The sequence below is a fragment of the Streptomyces sp. NBC_00876 genome (assembly GCF_045207435.1).
Taxonomy (GTDB): Bacteria; Actinomycetota; Actinomycetes; order Streptomycetales; family Streptomycetaceae; genus Streptomyces.
Genome location: NZ_CP108800.1, coordinates 5,453,631 through 5,469,253, shown reverse-complemented (window position 1 = coordinate 5,469,253; position 15,623 = coordinate 5,453,631). Strand labels below are relative to the sequence as shown.

Genomic DNA, 15,623 nt, shown 5'->3' with positions numbered 1-15,623 from the left:
CAACGGTCCAACTCGTATCAGATCTGGCCTTCCTCCAGCATTTCGGTCACCAGTGCGGCGATGCGGGAGCGCTCCGAACGCGTGAGCGTGACGTGCGCGAAGAGCGGGTGTCCCTTGAGCTTCTCGACCACGGCGACCACGCCGTCGTACCTGCCGACCCGGAGGTTGTCCCGCTGGGCCACGTCATGCGTGAGTACGACGCGGGAATTCGACCCGATCCGGGACAACACGGTCAGCAGGACGTTCCGTTCGAGCGACTGGGCCTCGTCGACGATCACGAAGGCGTCGTGGAGGGAACGGCCCCGGATGTGGGTGAGCGGCAGGATCTCCAGCATGCCGCGTCCCAGCACCTCCTCGATCACCTCACGGCCGGAGACCGCCGAGAGCGTGTCGAAGACGGCCTGGGCCCAGGGGCTCATCTTCTCGGCCTCGCTGCCGGGGAGATAGCCGAGCTCCTGTCCGCCGACCGCGTACAGCGGGCGGAAGACCATCACCTTCTTGTGCTGCCCGCGCTCCAGCACCGCTTCCAGCCCCGCGCAGAGCGCCAGAGCCGATTTGCCGGTGCCTGCCCGGCCGCCGAGGGACACGATGCCGACTTCCTGGTCCAGGAGCAGCTCCAGGGCGATGCGCTGCTCGGCGCTGCGGCCGTGGATGCCGAAGGCCTCCCGGTCGCCGCGGACGAGGCGCACATTGCCCTCGGGTGTCACCCGGCCGAGCGCCTTGCCCCGTTCGGACTGGAGGACCAGACCGGTGTGCACGGGGAGCTCGGCGGCCTCGGGGACGTACAGCGTCTCCTCGGTGAAGAGCAGGTCCACCTGGTCGGCCGAGAGGGGAAGTTCGGACATCCCCGTCCAGCCGGAGTCGGTGATGGCGAGTTCGGCGCGGTACTCCTCGGCGAGGAGTCCGACCGAGGACGCCTTGATGCGCAGCGGCAGGTCCTTGGAGACGACCGTGACGTCGTACCCCTCGGCCTGGAGATTGCGTGCGACCGCGAGAATCCGTGAGTCGTTGTCCCCCAACCGGTAGCCGGCGGGCAGTACGCCGGGATCGGAGTGGTTGAGTTCGACGCGCAGCGTCCCGCCCAGGTCCCCGAGGGGGATCGGGGCATCCAGCCGGCCGTACCGGACCCGGAAGTCGTCCAGCAGGCGCAGGGCCTGCCGGGCGAAGTACCCGAGCTCCGGATGGTGCCGTTTGGCCTCCAGTTCCGTGACCACGACGATCGGGAGCACGACTTCGTGCTCGTCGAACCGGGCCATGGCGTTCGGATCGGCCAGCAGGACGCTGGTGTCGAGAACATAGGTGCGCCTGTCGGGCATGCGGCGCTTTGTGCTGGTCACCACGGAAGGACGTACCCCCTCGGACGAGGTTGGGGTGCGACGGCGTCGCGGAGCATCCCAATGGGAGAGGACGGACCGGGCTGCGGCCACCTTGCGCGGGCCGAGCGCCGGCCCTCCGCGTCGGCCGCACTGTATGTACGGTCCTTCGTGTGCAAAGGGCCTCCCGGGCGAGCGGACTCCATGCCGCTCACTTGGACACGACGTCCGCCTGGTTGGTGACCGGACGTCGACCTGTCTGGGGTATGCCCTCGAACAAGCCAAGCCATGCCGACCTGGCCACTTCCGGACGAACCCGTCCCGGGGGCCGCCCCGCGTCCGTTGCCCCTCAGCCGCCGTAGCGGCGGTGGCGGGCGGCGTAGTCACGCAGGGCCCGCAGGAAGTCGACGCGGCGGAACGCCGGCCAGAAGACCTCGCAGAAGTAGTACTCGGAGTGCGCGCTCTGCCAGAGCATGAAGCCGGACAGCCGCTGTTCCCCGCTGGTGCGGATCACCAGGTCCGGGTCCGGCTGGCCGCGGGTGTAGAGGTGCTCGGAGATCAGGTCGGTGGAGACGATCTCGGCCAGGTCCTCGAAGGAGGTGCCCTTGGCGGAGTGGTCGAGCAGCAGCGAACGCACCGCGTCCGCGATCTCCTGGCGGCCCCCGTAGCCGACGGCGACGTTGACCAGTATTCCGTCGACCCCGACCGTGGCCTGCTCGGCCTCCTTGAGGACCGTCTGGGTGTGCGCGGGCAGCAGGTCGAGCGTGCCGACGTGGTGGACCCGCCAGCGGCCGTCCGCCACCAGGTCGCGCACGGTGTTCTCGATGATGCCGAGCAGCGGGGTGAGCTCCGACTCGGGCCGGTCGAAGTTGTCCGTGGACAGCATCCAGAGGGTGACGACCTCGACATCGGTCTCACTGCACCAGCCGAGGAGCTCCTTGATCTTGTCCGCACCTGCCTGGTGTCCTTCGGCGGCGGTACCGCCGGACGCCTTGGCCCAGCGCCGGTTGCCGTCGAGGATGACGCCGATGTGCTTGGGCACCTGGGCGTGATCGAGGCGGGCCTCCACCCGGCGCGCGTAGAGCCCGTACACCAGGTCGCGCAAGTTCACTGAGTCCACCTCTCGGTTCCGTGCGGGCCCGCCCGCCCCTCTGCCCGGGGGCCGGGGTCGCCCCCTGGGGATCGCCGCACCGGAAGGGGGCGATCGCCCCGCCGTGCCGTGGCAGTCCCGAAGCGGCCACATTACTGCGCAGGCGCCGCACCGGCCCAACCCGGCCTGTCACAAGTCCGTGATAAGGAGGGAAACGTGACTGATTCCTCTTCCTCCTACCGGGCCGCCGGGCCGCGCTACGACTCCATGGAGTACCGGCGCTCCGGACGCAGCGGCCTCAAGCTCCCGGCCGTGTCGCTCGGCCTCTGGCACAACTTCGGCGACGACCGCTCGCTCGACTCGCAGCGCGCCATCCTGCGCCGCGCCTTCGACCTCGGCGTGACCCACTTCGACCTGGCGAACAACTACGGCCCGCCGGCCGGCTCCGCCGAGCTCAACTTCGGCAAGCTCTTCGCACAGGACTTCGCCCCGTACCGCGACGAACTGATCATCTCCACCAAGGCGGGGTACGAGATGCACCCCGGCCCGTACGGCGAGTGGGGCTCCCGCAAGTACCTGCTGTCGTCCCTCGACGCCTCGCTGAAGCGGATGGGGCTCGACTACGTCGACATCTTCTACTCGCACCGCTTCGACCCGGACACTCCGCTGGAGGAGACGATGGGGGCGCTGGCCTCCGCCGTGCGCCAGGGCAAGGCGCTGTACGTGGGGGTGTCCTCGTACAACTCCGAGCAGACCGCCGAGGCGGCCCGGCTGCTCAGGGAGATGGGTGTGCCGGCCCTGATCCACCAGCCGTCCTACTCGATGATCAACCGCTGGACCGAGGACGACGGGCTGCTCGACACCCTGGAGGCGGCCGGCATGGGCTGCATCTCCTTCGTGCCGCTCGCCCAGGGTCTGCTGACCGGCAAGTATCTGAAGGGCATCCCGGAGGGCTCGCGCGCCACGCAGGGCAAGTCCCTGAACCCGGATCTGCTCTCGGACGAGGTCGTCCGCCGGCTGAACGGGCTCAACGACATCGCGCAGCGCCGGGGCCAGTCGCTGGCCCAGCTCGCGCTCAACTGGGTGCTGCGCGACAGCCGTATGACGTCGGCTCTGATCGGCGCGTCGAGCGTGAAGCAGCTGGAGGAGAACGTCGCGGCGCTGGCCGGTCCGGCGCTCTCGGCCGAGGAGTTGAAGGAGATCGACACCTTCGCCGTGGACACCGCGGGGGCCAATATCTGGGCCGGACGGGCCTGAGGTCCCCTCCGGGCACCCCCGTCCGCGACGGCGGTACGGGCCCGGCTGAGCCGGGGCACAAAAAACGGGCCGGTCCGTGGGGGGGGTTACGGACCGGCCCGAGGGGGGGTTTCCACCATAACCCTTCGTAAGTGATGCTGCGTGCCACGCCACGAAATAATTACTCTCCGGATCCACGGGACTGCGCTGCGAGCACGGAATCCGGGGCTCCGCGGGGCCTGGAGCTGCGCGGACGCCCCGAGGCGCCGCCTTGACGCCGGAAGCACCCACAGGACATGCACAGGATGCCCACATTCCGGTTGTCAGTGGCCGCCCTCGGGCCTCACGCAGCCCGTTCCCTCGATGTAGACGCCGTGCACGTCGGCCTCGACGAGCCCGTTGACCATGCCGTCCAGCGTCCCGTCCACGCAGATGCGGTCGAGGGTCAGGGTGAACGCGGTGCGGTGCGTTCCGAAGGTCCGGGTGGTGATCGTCCCGTCGCCGTAGCCCAGCGCCCTGAGCGCCTTGAAGACCTGGGGCTCGGTGGTCCTGCGCCCCTCGGCGATTCCGGCGAGTCCCTGCTCCACCTTCCTCACCTCCGCCTCGCCCCTGGTCCGGTCGGCGGCCGACAGATCGGCGGCGGACTGGAAGGCGTGGTTCTCCGCGTAGCGCGGGTTGGTGTCGCCCTCACCCTCCTCACCGTAGGGCGTGGCACCACCCGGAGACGCGCTGCTCCCGACGGGCGCCCCGAGCGCGGGGGACTGGAGCGTCCCGCACCCCGCCAGAGCCGGGACCACGACGATCAGGACCGCACCGGCGAGGACTCGGGCTGTACGTCTCACTGAGGTCATGGCGCCGAGTATGGGACGGGCCCTGACCTGATGAGCCGATAGTTTTCGAATCATGACGACGCGAAGCGCAACCGTGACCTGGGCCGGGGCGAACGCCCGCCGGATGGAGCGCCAGGGACTGACCGCCCCGCTCGGCGCGGCCACCCCGGCCACCGCCGTCTCGGCGATGCCGGCCGCGCACGCCCAGGTGCTCTCGGCCGCGGAGCTCTCCGTGGGACTGCGGACGGCGGAGCTGAATCGCGGCGATGTGCGCGCGGCCCTGTGGACGGATCGCACGCTCGTGAAGACGTTCGGGCCGCGGGGCACGGTCCACCTGGTGGCTGCGGACGAACTTGCGCTGTGGACCGGGGCGTTGTCGGCCCTGCCGGTGGCCCGCAGTGTCCATCCGGAAGGGGTGCGGATGACGCCGGAGCAGACGGAGGAGGTGCTCGCCGCGATCGCGGACGCCCTGACGGGCGCGGAGCTCACCGTCGACGAGCTGACGGAGGCCGTCGTGGCCCGCGCCGGGGCATGGGCCGGTGAGCCGGTGATGCCCGCCTTCCAGACGCTGTGGCCGCGCTGGCGGCAGGTGACCCATCTGGCGGGCCACCGCGGCGTGCTCTGCTTCGGCGCGGACCGCGGCCGCAAGGTCACGTACACCAACCCGGGGGTCGCCCCGCTCGACGGGCCAGGGGCCTCGGCCGCGCTCGTCCGCCGCTACCTGCACGCCTACGGACCCGCCACCCCGCAGGACTACGCCAAGTGGCTGGCCACGTCGGGCCGCTGGGCCTCGCAGCTGTTCGCGGGGCTGGCGGCGGACGGGGCGATCGAGGAGGTGGTGTACGAGGACGGCGCGGCGGCCTGGGTGGTGGCGGGCGACACCGTCTTCCCGGACCGGGCGGTGCGCGGGGTGCGGCTGCTCCCCTACTTCGACGCGTTCGTCATCGCGTCCCAGCCGCGCGGGAGGCTCTTCCCCGGCACGGCGTACACCCGCGCCCTGGCGGGCGGCCAGGCGGGGAACTACCCGGTGCTGCTGGTCGACGGCACCGTGGCCGGGGTGTGGCACCAGCGCCGGGCGGGCGGGCGGATCGTGGTGACCGTGGAGCCGCTCTCGCCCCTGGCTGCGGAGCAGTCGGCCGAGCTGGAGCAGCAGGCGGCCCGGGTGGGCGAAGTGCTGGAGGGGAGGGCGGAGCTGACGGTGGGGACGGTGACGGTGGGGGCGCACGCGTAGGGTCTTTCGTTCGGATCAGGCCGGACCCCGCGAGCCCGGCCTGATCCGAACGAGAGGCCCTACGCCGTGCGGTCAGGCCGGGCGGTCAGGTCGTGGCGGCCGCGCCCCGGTGGCCCCGGGTGAAGCGGATGCCGACGGTGTCGCCGCCGGTGACCACGAAGCGGCCGCCCTCGCACCGGATGACGGCCTCGTGCACCTCGCCCCGCTCGTCCCTGCGTTCCTCGGTGCACCGCACCGTCCAGCCGCCGTGGGGCGGCTGCGGCAGCCGGGCCATGGAGGCGAACTCCCACTGGGCGGCCGGCACACACCAGTCGGGAAGGTCCGGCCAGGTTCCGGCACCGACATGCAGGGTGCCGTCGGAGGCGCAGGTCAGGAGCACCGACTGGCCGTCGTCCAGCAGGAACGCGACGGCTTCCGGCTCGCCCATCCGGCCCTCGGGCCGGTAGAAGATGCCGAGGACGCCGACGATCCTCGCGCCCCTGAGCCATTCGGCGTTCCCCTGCCGCGGGCCACGCGTGGCTTCCTCTTCGTTGCCGACCCTCATGGCCTGCTCCTTCCGCGTGCGGTCAGCAACCAGGGTGCCATCCTTCGGGCCGCGGAAACGGTTCTGCCCTCACCCGGGTTTGCGGGCCTCGATCAGAAAGCGGGTCGTGTGGGCCACGAACGGCCCCTCGTTCTCGAGCCGGTGGTGCAGCGCGGCGAGTTGGGACCGGTACCGCCCGACCGTGAAACCGGGCACCATCCAGATCACCTTCCGCAGGAAGTAGACGACGGCGCCGATGTCGAAGAACTCGGTGCGCAGCCGCTCCAGCCGCAGGTCGACGACGTCCAGTCCGGCCGCCTCGGCCGCGGCGCGTGCCTGTTGCGGGTCGCGGCCGGCGCGTACCTCCGGCGGCTGCGGGCCGAGGAAGTACTCGACGAGCTCGAAGACGCTGGCCGGGCCGACCTGTTGGGAGAAGTACGTGCCACCGGGTGTCAGGACCCGCGCGATCTCGTCCCACCATGTGGTCACCGGGTGCCGGCTGACGACGAGGTCGAAGGCCGCGTCGCCGAACGGCAGCGGCGGCTCGTCCTCGTCCGCGACCACGACGGCGCCGAGCGGGTGCAGGAGGGCGGTGGCGCGGGCGATGTTCGGCGGCCAGGACTCGGTGGCGACGGTCAGCGGCGCCAGCCTCGGCGCGGAGGCGAGGACCTCGCCGCCACCGGTCTGGATGTCGAGTGCGGCCGTCGCCCCGGCGAGCCGCTCCCCCATGGCCCGGGCGTACCCCCAGGAGGGGCGCTCCTCGGTGGCCCGGCCGTCGAGCCAGGAGAAGTCCCAGCCGGCCACGGAGACGGTGTCCGCCTCGGCGACCAGGGCCTCGAACCGGGCGCGTTCGGGTTCGGGTGCGGCTCCGGCTGCTGTCGCCTGTGCGTCTTCGGGTGTCGCGGGCATACGGGCATGCTCGCAGCAGTGCGTGCCCGGCCGCGACCGTATTAAGGCCGCACGGAGGGAAGCGTCGACCCTTTCCGCGCAGCGGCTGAAGGGGTGGGGCTCTCAGGCGGCCAGGCCGCCGAACGCGATCCCCAGCAGCGCGCCGGCGATCATGAACGGGCCGAACGGGATGCCCGTCTTGCGCCCGGCCCGCCGCATGATCACGAGAGCGGCGCCGTACACCGCGCCGAACAGGAACCCCGCGAAGCCTCCGGCGAAGACCACGGCCCAGCCGTACCAGCCGAGGACCAGGCCCAGCGAGAGGGCGAGCTTGACGTCGCCGAAGCCCATCCCGCTCGGGTTGATGAGGAAGAGCAGGAAGTAGAACGCGCCGAGTGCCGCTCCGCCGAGCAGGGCGGCCGGCCAGGATCCGGCGTGCTCCGGCAGCAGGGCGGCGAGGCCCAGGAGCGCGGCCGCCGCACCGGCGGCCGGAAGTGTCAGCCCGTCGGGCAGCCGGTGGACGCGGTGGTCGATGGACGCGAGGAGTACGGCGACGGGGGCGAGCAGCAGCCAGACGGCGAGCTCGGGGCGGGTGCCGGTGCTCGCGGCGAGGGCGGCGCAGGCGAGGGCCGTGACGACGGGGGCGACGCGGTACGGGGCGTAGCGCGGGCCGGCCGTGCGCGGTGTCGCGCCCTGCTGGTCCGGGTCGTCGCCGGCGGCCTCGTCGTCCTCGGGTCCGGGCCCGGCCGTCGTGGCGGTCGCGGCCGTGTGCACGTCGACGGCCGCGACCGTCCCGGCGCAGGCCGTGCAGTACGTGGAGCCGAACCAGCCGCGGCCGGGGCCGGTGAGGGCGTGGCCGGCGGGGCAGGTGTCCCGGCGGGCCTCGTCCGGTTCGACGGAGAACCGGTAGGCGGCACGTGGGACGAGCAGTCCGGTCGCGGCTCCCCAGAGGGCGGCGACCCCGATCAGGATGGCGTACACCTCAGCGATCCTAGAGGCCCTGGGTGCAAGGGTCTTGGGCCCGGGGGCCCACTGCGGGCGATACGTGCCCGCACGCCGCCGGGCGGCGCTACCGTCATGTCCATGGCTCGATGGCGCAATGGCACAGGAACGCTGACGATCACGGACCGGGACGGTGAGAAGGAGATCCGGGTGCCGCTGCGGATCGCGGCCTCCTACCGGCACCGGACCCGTGGACTGCTCGGCCAGGACGGCATCGACGGCGCGCTGATGATCACGCCGTGCGGGAGCGTGCACTCCTTCCGGATGCGGTTCACGATCGATGTGGCCTATCTGGACCGGCGGTTCAACGTCGTGGCGGTCCACACGATGAAGCCGGGGCGCATGGGCATGCCGCGGCTCCGGGGCCGTCATGTGATCGAGTCGGAGGCCGGTGCGATGGCGGCGTGGGGGCTGCGGCCCGGCATGCAGGTACGGGTGGAGCAGACGGCACAGACCCGCTGACCGCGCGCCGCGCGCACTTGGGCCCACGGACCCATCGCGGCGGGCGGCGGCCGGCCTCCGCCCCGGGGACCGTGGGCGGCCGCTCTCACGCTCCCGGAGTCCTTCCGTAGTACGCCCGGACGGTCCGGCCCGGTTTCCGCTGGACGGACCGCAGCATCCGGAGCGCCGGCTCGTCCGCGAGTCCGTCACCGATGCGGGCCGCCCCACTCCAGGAGGGCCCGGCGGCAGCAGTGCGGTCTCGTCCGCGGTGAGCAGTCCGCTCGCCGCCCGCTCATCGCCCTGTGCCGACGCCCCCCGCCTTCCACCGCCCTTGCGGTTCAGGCGACTTGGGCCCGTTATTGGGGCCTGGGGCCCAGGTCAAGGGGGTGTTTCCAGCCGTACGCTCACGCCACGCCCGAAGTCGGCAGTACGGGCACAGGCAGGCATGAACGTCGGAGAGGGAGAACCGTGAGCGGTGGCAGCGGCTGGGGCAGCGGAAGCGGGGGTCACATACCCCCGGGGCACGGTCCCGGCCGGGCGGGCGGGGGCGGATCCGGCGGCAGCGGGGGCGTGTTCTTCCCGCTGACCCGTAGCTGGGCCGTCGGCATCGTCGTCTATCTCATCGCCGGCTACCTGGTGTCGCGCGGGCTCGTCGAGATGCTGGCCACCGAGGAGCGGCTGGACGTCTTCACCTGGCGCCTGGGGCTGCTGCACGTGCCCGCGGTCGTGACGACCGTACTGACGGTTCTGTCCGCCGCCCGGGTGCTGCCGGAGGAGCAGCGCGAGTCCCGTCCCCTGTATCTGTCGGCCGCCCTCGGCGTCCCGCTGGGCGCGCTCTGTTACGGGTACGCGATGTCGTGGCAGGTGTCGAACGCCGAGGGCGTCGTGATGCCCCTGGTCGCCCTGGCGACCGGCGCGGCGGTGGGGCTGGCCGTCGACCGGCTGATGGAGGACAGCGACACGGAGGCGTCGCCCGCCACTCCGTACTCCTGGCGTGACGGCGGAGCCACCGTCACGGAGTACCTCGGGGTCATCATCCTGACCGCGGCCATTGTCGCGGCGCTCATCACCACCGGGGCCGGCGGCTCCATCGCCACCCGGTTCCGCTGCGCCATCGGTTCGGTCATCGGCTCGGGCGGCTCGTGCGCCGCCGGCGGCGGCGGTGACCCGGCCGCGAAGCCGAAGACCGACGCCGACTACGAGCCCGACCAGTGCCAGATCTCCAGCATCTCCGACACCGTGGGCGACAAGGTCAAGATCGGCTGGTTCGAGTGGGGCAATGAGTACGGCTTCAAGCAGGAGGTCAGCCAGGCCAAGACGGATGTGAACGAGGACGGCAAGGTGGATGACAAGGACAAGGTCGTCACCATGACGTTCACGGACGCCGCGTCCATCGGGGCGAGCGCCAAGGCCGGCGGCAAGATGGGCAAGCTCGGCAAGGCCGAGGTCGATGTCGGCGGCGGGATCAAGATCACCAATGGTGACACCTGGGTCTTCAACAGCGAGGAAGACGCCGCGAAGATGCGGGACGACATCGAAGAAATGAAGATGTGGGAGACCTCGACCAAGTACAGCGGCGCGTACGGCGGCGGCTGGTACTCGGGCATGAAGTGGGCCGAGAAGAAGGAGGACGTCGAGAACAAGATCGGTGACAAGAAGATCTCCTACTCGACCATCGGCCTCAACGCGTACGCGGACGGCGGGCTCTCCATCAGCGCGGGTGACGAGTCGGCGCTCAGCGCGAAGCTCGGCGGCAAGGCCCAGTTCTCGCCCGATGTGACCATCACGAAGGACGACATCAGCGGCAACGAGTCGTACACGTACAGCGCCAAGCTGGAACTGGAGGCCACGGCGTCCGGTACGGCCGGTCCGTTGACCGGTTCGCTCGGCGGCAAGCAGAGCCGTACCGGTTCCATGACGGTCACGCGTGACCAGAAGACCGGCAAGATCGTGCGGATCGACATGACGCAGACCGTGGAGAACAGCGGGAAGGGCACGGGCAAGGTCGAGGAGGGCGGCGACAACGGCAAGAAGGACAAGGACAAGCGCGGCGGCAAGGGCGGCATCTCCGACTCGTCCACCGAGTCCGGCATCGAGATCACGTCCAACTCGATCGTCTTCGGCAAGGACACCGACCAGGCCACCGAGGCCAAGCGGGCCATCGCCGAGCAGTGGCTGGACGGCTCGGGCGACAACACCGCCCCGTTCGCCTACATGTTCGGGGACCACTCGCTCCAGGAGAAGCCCGCCGGGTCCGACCCCTTCGAGCAGATGATGTTCCAGGACGGCCTGTCCACGGATATGAAGTACCACGGTGAGACGGACGCCCAGGAGTTCGGCTTCGAGCTCTCGCTCGGCATGAGCATCGGGTTGACCGTCACCGACGAGCACAAGAAGGAGACACTGACGGACGCCCAGTTCCTGGGGGCTCCGCAGGACGGCAAGCGCACGTACCTTCCGTACAGCTACTGCGCGAACTGATCACGTACGACCACGAGGCAAGAGGCGATGACGACGATGAAGAGGTCCCGGGCACTCGGCGCAGCCGCAGCCGCAGCCGCCGCCATCGGCCTGACCCTGCTCACCGGTTGCGGCGGCGACGCCGCCGCGACCGTCCCGGACGGCTGGGCCACGCTGGACACCAGAAGCCTGTCCGTCGGCTACCCGAAGGACAAGGGGTACCGGGAGCAGCCCGCGGCCGACCGCAGCAAGAACAACGCGGCGGTCGCGCTCAAGGAGGAGGCCTGGGGGCTGCGCGCGGGAATGGTCTCCGTCCAGCTCGACTTCGCCGAGGGTGTCGGCGACGCGGAGGAGGCGGCCGCCGCCGCGGGCGCCGGCATCGGTCTGGGCGCGACGCGCAAGGACACCTCGGACGTACGGCTCGCGGGCGCGGAGAGTGCCCGGCAGGCCCGCCGGATCGACTACGAGTTCACCTCGTCCGGCAAGGAGCGGACCCCGGCCAAGGGCACCCGGATGACGGGCGTCGTGGTGGCGGGCGTCGATTCGAAGGATGTGCCGTTCGCCGTCCGGATCAACGCGGTGAAGGGCTCGCTGAGCGCCGCCGACCTGGACTCGTTCGTCGAGTCGATCACGGTCAAGTAGCGGCTGTACTCAAGGGTGTTGCCATGGGGGGCGGGTCCGGGACCCGCCCCTTCCGCCTGCCTGTCGGGCTTCCGCTTACCTGTCGGGCTTCCGCTTACCTGTCGGGCTTCCGTCTGTCTGTCGGGCTTCCGTCTGTCTGTCGGGCTTCCGCTTACCTGTTGGGCACGTCGCTGCCGTAGACGACCCAGGGCGACTGCTCGAACGAGTTCACGCCGCCCAGTTGCGGCTGCACCGTGGCGACTTCCGGGCGCACGGCGAGCGTGTCGGGCCAGCAGTCGAAGTACACGGCTCCCCGCACGATGAACCCGCGCCAGTCGGTCGCCGCCGAGGCTCCCTCGCGGTCGACGACGAAGCCGACACAGAGCAGCGAGGCGCGGCCTATCGCCTCACGTATCGCCCGGACGACCCGCTCCTCCTCGGCGCGGCTCAGCCCGCCGAGGGCGAAGTGCAGCGTGACCGTCCCGTCCTCGTTCCGCCGGATCCGGGCCGGGACCTCCGCCCCGCTGCGCAGCCAGAGCAGGAAGTCGACCTGGTCGAGCCGTTGCAGACCCGCCAGGAGCACCAGCTGCTCCCTGGTGACCCAGGACTGCGTGCCCGACATTTCGGCTCCGGGGCAGATCAGCGTGATGCGCCGGGTGATGGGGTGATCGGGCCGCACGCCCGCCGCCTCCAGGTCGCCGAGCAGCGACTCCGCGTCGGGTCGGCTCCAGCCCAGGTGGTACGAGTAGAAGAATCCGTCACTCATCGACACGTCACCTCATAAAAGTGTGAGCAGTCCGCTTCACCCGGGCGCACCGGATGAGAGGTGCCCGCTCTGCTGGTCAGGTAGAGCGAGAGGGAGCCCGCAACACCGGAGCACGCCTGCTCAGCCGCTGGTGGCGGCGGGTCAGCGGCTCGCGGCCGGTCCCTCGATGTCGGTCGCTCCCGAGCGTAAATGAGCTCCGTGGCCCGGGGCGTGGGCCCACGGGCCCATGGGCGGACCCCAAGAATCCGCCTGGGCCACGAGGACGGCTCCGGGCCCCCTGCCCCGCCGTACGGCGAGTCCGGCCCGTACGGCGAGCTCTGCCCGCGCGGTAAGTCCTGCCCGTACGGCGAGCTCTCTCCGTACGGCGAGTCCTGCCCGCGCGGTACGTCGCACCCGTACGGCCGCCGGGTCTGCGTGTCGGTCCGGCACGGCTGACTGCGGCGTCTAATCGATGGACAGGGCAACGGCCGACGCGCGATGGTGTGCGGCAATGACACGCACCGATTCGCCTCCCGCATGGGACGAGCGCACCCAGCTGACCACCTTCCTCGACTACACCCGCGCCACCGCACTGGCCAAGTGCGAGGGCCTCTCGCAGGAGGACGCCGCCAAGGCCCCGCTGCCGGGATCGCCTCTGATGACGCTCGCGGGTGTGGTCAACCACCTCCGCTGGGTCGAGTACTTCTGGTTCGAGGTCTCGTTCCTCGGCGGGGAGGACGAGGGGCCGTGGACGGACGAGGACCCCGACCGCGAGATGCGGATCGCCGTCGACATGCCGATCGCCGATGTCCTGTCGGAGTACGAGGAGCAGTGCGCCCGCTACCGGGAGCTCGTCGCGGCCCACGACCTGGACACCCCGGCCAAGCGGCCGCACAGGGGCGGCCGTCACCCCGATCTGCGCTGGATCCTGCTGCACCTCATCGAGGAGACCGCCCGGCACAACGGCCACATCGACATCATCCGGGAGATCGTCGACGGCACCACGGGCTACTAGGCACTTTCATTTGGTGCCTGCGGAACACCGCGCCGGGCCCGGTTCAGCTCGACGTTGAACTGGGCGCCGGTCAGCAGCGCCAGGTTGGTGAACCACACCCAGATCAGGAACACCACCAGCCCCGCCAGTGATCCGTACAGCCGGCTGTAGGAGCCGATGTACGTCGCGTACAGCGCGAATCCCGCCGAGGCCACCAGCCACAGCACCGCCGCCAGCACCCCTCCCGGCAGCCCCTGCCGGGCCCCCCGCGCCGACGCCGGGCCGGTCCGGAAGAGGACCATGATCAGGCAGGCGACCAGGCAGAGCAGTACGGGCCACTTCAGCACCGCCCACACCGCGTCGCCCAGATGCGCCAGGCCCAGCCGGTGCCCCAGCCAGCGGGCCAGCGGCCCGGAGAGCACGAGGGCGAACGCGCTGGTCATCAGCAGCAGCAACAGCCCCACCGCGGACACGACGATGAGGTGCGCCTTGCGCAGGGCGGGCCGGGTGTCCCGGACCCCGTGCATCGCGTGCAGCGCCCGCCGGAACACGGCGAGATAGCTGGACGCGGACCAGACGGCGCTGACGGTCCCGGTCGCGACCAGCACCCGGACCGCGGTGCGCTGCTGCGTGGCCGCCTCCAGCGGCTGGCGCAGCGCGGCGCCGGACTCCGCCGGGGCGAAGGCGGTGATGTCGGCGATCAGCGCGTCCGTGGCGTGGGGATTGGCCAGCCCGATGACCGACACCGTCACCAGGAGCGCGGGGAGCAGCGCGAGGATGGCGTAGTACGTGAGGGCCGCGGCCCAGTCCGCGAGGTCGTCGTTCCACACCGAGACGGGCGTCCGGCGCAGCGCGACAGGCCAGCGCCGCACCCGCGCCGGGGATCCGGTCCGGGGACGGCCGGCCGGGCGGGGCGGGGCCCCGGCGGCGAAGCCGCTGATCTTGCTGAACACGGATGAGGCTCCGGGGACGTAGGAGGGGTGGCGCGGCCGGGTGCCGCGCGCCGTGCGGACGCGGGTGGCGGCAAGGTGGGGAAGCGCTAGGAAAGCACAGGGAACGCGAGGGGACACCGTGTGCCGCCAACCCTCTTCTGCTCCCGTTTGCGGCCGGTACACCCGATTCCTCCGTACGGCGACGACAGGTGCCCCCCGTACGGCGGGTGTGCGGGGCCGGTGCGGCGGATACCGAGGACCGATGACCTCCCCTCGCGCGACGCCCCTTCACCGACTCGCCCGTACGCTCACCGAACGGTTCGGCGGCGACCGCCCCAGGCGGTGGTCACCACCGAGTGGTCCGACTCCGCGCGGGCGTGGACGTTCGCATGGACCGACGGGCCGACCGTCGCGCAGGTCCGGGCCGCCTGCCTGGAGGCCGGACCGGAGGCGAGCGACGGCCTTCGGTACGTGCGCACGCTCTCCGAGGAAGCCGTCGCACTCGGTGCCGTCCGCCTGACCGTCTCCCGCCCCGCTGTCACACCCCCGTCGTACGCTCCCGCCATGAGCGTCTCTCTCTACTACAGCGCGCAGCGCGCGACCCCGCTGACCGATGCGGAGTCCGCAGCCGTCGAGCGCATCGTCGCCGCGCACATGGCGTCGTTCCCGTACGAGTACGAGGAAAGCCTGTACCTGTACGACCGGGATGCGGACGAGCCGCAGAAGATCGTGACCGGGTCCACCAAGATGCCGTTCGACCCGGGCCGTCTGATGCCGGTGATCGCCCATGTACTGGATTCCGTGACGGAGTTGCGCCGGGCCCTGCCGGATGCCGAGTGGCGCGTGCACATGGACGATCTCGACGTCCCGTGGGACGAGACGGAGGGGTATGTGCTGCCGGGGATGCGCGACGCCGGTCTCATCGCGGAACTCGCGGCGGCCAACGACGAGGACGGGGCGGTGCGATGAGGGACGAGAGCGCGGGGAGCGCGGGGAGGCCCGCGGACGCCTCGCCGCTGCCGCCGACGCCGCCTGTTCCGACGCCGGAGCAGCGGCTCCTTCTCGAGTTCGGGGAGGAGCTGTCCCGCCGTATCGCCCCGCACGCCCGGATCGCGCATGTGCTGCTGCCCGAGGACGACGCGGTGGCTGTCGTGCAGCAGGGGCGGGGCGGCGGGAGCATCCTGGTGGCGGCGGACCGTTCGGTGTACTTCTTCGGCTCGGCGCTCGGCATCAGCGCCGCTCTGCCCGAGTTCAGGGCCGGTGCGCGCACACCGGTGGAGCGGTTCGCGTAGGGAGACGACACCCGGCCCGTCACGG

At 71.3% G+C, this 15,623-nt stretch carries 16 protein-coding genes; 8 read left to right on the top strand and 8 right to left on the bottom strand.

Annotation, left to right across the window (positions count from 1 at the left end):
• Positions 1 to 17 precede the first annotated feature (17 nt).
• Together OG782_RS24205 and OG782_RS24200 are read right to left on the bottom strand one after the other, a co-directional pair.
• A complete protein-coding gene (locus OG782_RS24205; protein ID WP_406454256.1) occupies positions 18 to 1,340 on the bottom strand; it encodes a PhoH family protein in 1,323 nt (440 codons plus the stop codon).
• Between the two features lie 322 nt (positions 1,341 to 1,662).
• Positions 1,663 to 2,424 carry an isoprenyl transferase gene (locus OG782_RS24200; protein ID WP_406454254.1) on the bottom strand — a complete coding sequence of 254 codons (762 nt, stop codon included), beginning with the start codon at positions 2,422 to 2,424 and terminating at the stop codon, positions 1,663 to 1,665.
• 195 nt (positions 2,425 to 2,619) lie between these two features.
• Between OG782_RS24200 and mgrA the strand changes: the two genes are divergently transcribed.
• A complete protein-coding gene (gene mgrA / locus OG782_RS24195) occupies positions 2,620 to 3,660 on the top strand; it encodes an L-glyceraldehyde 3-phosphate reductase (protein ID WP_406454252.1) in 1,041 nt (346 codons plus the stop codon).
• A 302-nt stretch (positions 3,661 to 3,962) separates the two neighbouring features.
• Here mgrA and OG782_RS24190 read toward each other — a convergent pair whose 3' ends face one another.
• Positions 3,963 to 4,490, bottom strand: coding sequence for a hypothetical protein (locus OG782_RS24190; RefSeq protein ID WP_406454250.1), 528 nt, complete (start codon positions 4,488 to 4,490; stop codon positions 3,963 to 3,965).
• Between the two features lie 52 nt (positions 4,491 to 4,542).
• On the opposite strand from OG782_RS24190, the gene OG782_RS24185 reads away from it, so the two are divergent.
• A complete protein-coding gene (locus OG782_RS24185) occupies positions 4,543 to 5,700 on the top strand; it encodes a winged helix DNA-binding domain-containing protein (RefSeq protein WP_406454248.1) in 1,158 nt (385 codons plus the stop codon).
• Positions 5,701 to 5,785: 85 nt separating this feature from the next.
• Here the strand turns inward: OG782_RS24185 and OG782_RS24180 are convergent, their stop codons facing one another.
• From OG782_RS24180 to OG782_RS24170, 3 genes are all read right to left on the bottom strand, one after another.
• Positions 5,786 to 6,244: a hypothetical protein gene (locus OG782_RS24180; RefSeq protein ID WP_406454246.1), complete on the bottom strand. Its 459-nt coding sequence runs from the start codon at positions 6,242 to 6,244 to the stop codon at positions 5,786 to 5,788.
• 69 nt (positions 6,245 to 6,313) lie between these two features.
• The gene (locus OG782_RS24175; protein WP_406454244.1) at positions 6,314 to 7,132 is read right to left on the bottom strand and encodes a class I SAM-dependent methyltransferase; all 819 of its coding nucleotides are present in this window, start codon (positions 7,130 to 7,132) and stop codon (positions 6,314 to 6,316) included.
• Between the two features lie 102 nt (positions 7,133 to 7,234).
• A complete protein-coding gene (locus OG782_RS24170) occupies positions 7,235 to 8,092 on the bottom strand; it encodes a prepilin peptidase (RefSeq protein WP_406454242.1) in 858 nt (285 codons plus the stop codon).
• Positions 8,093 to 8,194: 102 nt separating this feature from the next.
• Here OG782_RS24170 and OG782_RS24165 point away from each other — a divergent pair, with 102 nt between their 5' ends.
• The 3 genes from OG782_RS24165 to OG782_RS24155 all read left to right on the top strand — a co-directional run bounded on the left by OG782_RS24165 (position 8,195) and on the right by OG782_RS24155 (position 11,656).
• Positions 8,195 to 8,575 carry a DUF192 domain-containing protein gene (locus OG782_RS24165; protein WP_406454240.1) on the top strand — a complete coding sequence of 127 codons (381 nt, stop codon included), beginning with the start codon at positions 8,195 to 8,197 and terminating at the stop codon, positions 8,573 to 8,575.
• Positions 8,576 to 9,022: 447 nt separating this feature from the next.
• On the top strand, positions 9,023 to 11,035 hold the full coding sequence (locus OG782_RS24160; RefSeq protein WP_406454238.1) for a hypothetical protein: 2,013 nt from the start codon (positions 9,023 to 9,025) through the stop codon (positions 11,033 to 11,035).
• A gap of 36 nt (positions 11,036 to 11,071) precedes the next feature.
• A complete protein-coding gene (locus tag OG782_RS24155) occupies positions 11,072 to 11,656 on the top strand; it encodes a hypothetical protein (RefSeq protein WP_406459241.1) in 585 nt (194 codons plus the stop codon).
• A gap of 151 nt (positions 11,657 to 11,807) precedes the next feature.
• On the opposite strand, the gene OG782_RS24150 is transcribed toward OG782_RS24155, so the two are convergent.
• Entirely contained in the window at positions 11,808 to 12,401 is a 594-nt protein-coding gene (locus tag OG782_RS24150; RefSeq protein WP_406454236.1) for a hypothetical protein, read from the bottom strand.
• 490 nt (positions 12,402 to 12,891) lie between these two features.
• Here OG782_RS24150 and OG782_RS24145 point away from each other — a divergent pair, with 490 nt between their 5' ends.
• Positions 12,892 to 13,395 (top strand): DinB family protein, encoded by a 504-nt coding sequence (locus tag OG782_RS24145; protein WP_406454234.1) that lies wholly within the window; start codon positions 12,892 to 12,894, stop codon positions 13,393 to 13,395.
• On the opposite strand, the gene OG782_RS24140 is transcribed toward OG782_RS24145, so the two are convergent.
• Positions 13,392 to 14,327: a YihY/virulence factor BrkB family protein gene (locus tag OG782_RS24140; RefSeq protein WP_406454232.1), complete on the bottom strand. Its 936-nt coding sequence runs from the start codon at positions 14,325 to 14,327 to the stop codon at positions 13,392 to 13,394. The two genes, OG782_RS24145 and OG782_RS24140, sit on opposite strands and share 4 nt — an antisense overlap.
• A 321-nt stretch (positions 14,328 to 14,648) precedes the next feature.
• Between OG782_RS24140 and OG782_RS24135 the strand changes: the two genes are divergently transcribed.
• Positions 14,649 to 15,275, top strand: a complete 627-nt coding sequence (locus OG782_RS24135) for a hypothetical protein (RefSeq protein WP_406454230.1) — start codon at positions 14,649 to 14,651, stop codon at positions 15,273 to 15,275.
• Positions 15,272 to 15,598, top strand: a complete 327-nt coding sequence (locus OG782_RS24130; protein ID WP_406454228.1) for a hypothetical protein — start codon at positions 15,272 to 15,274, stop codon at positions 15,596 to 15,598. Before OG782_RS24135 ends, OG782_RS24130 begins: the two co-directional genes overlap by 4 nt.
• Positions 15,599 to 15,623: the final 25 nt, after the last annotated feature.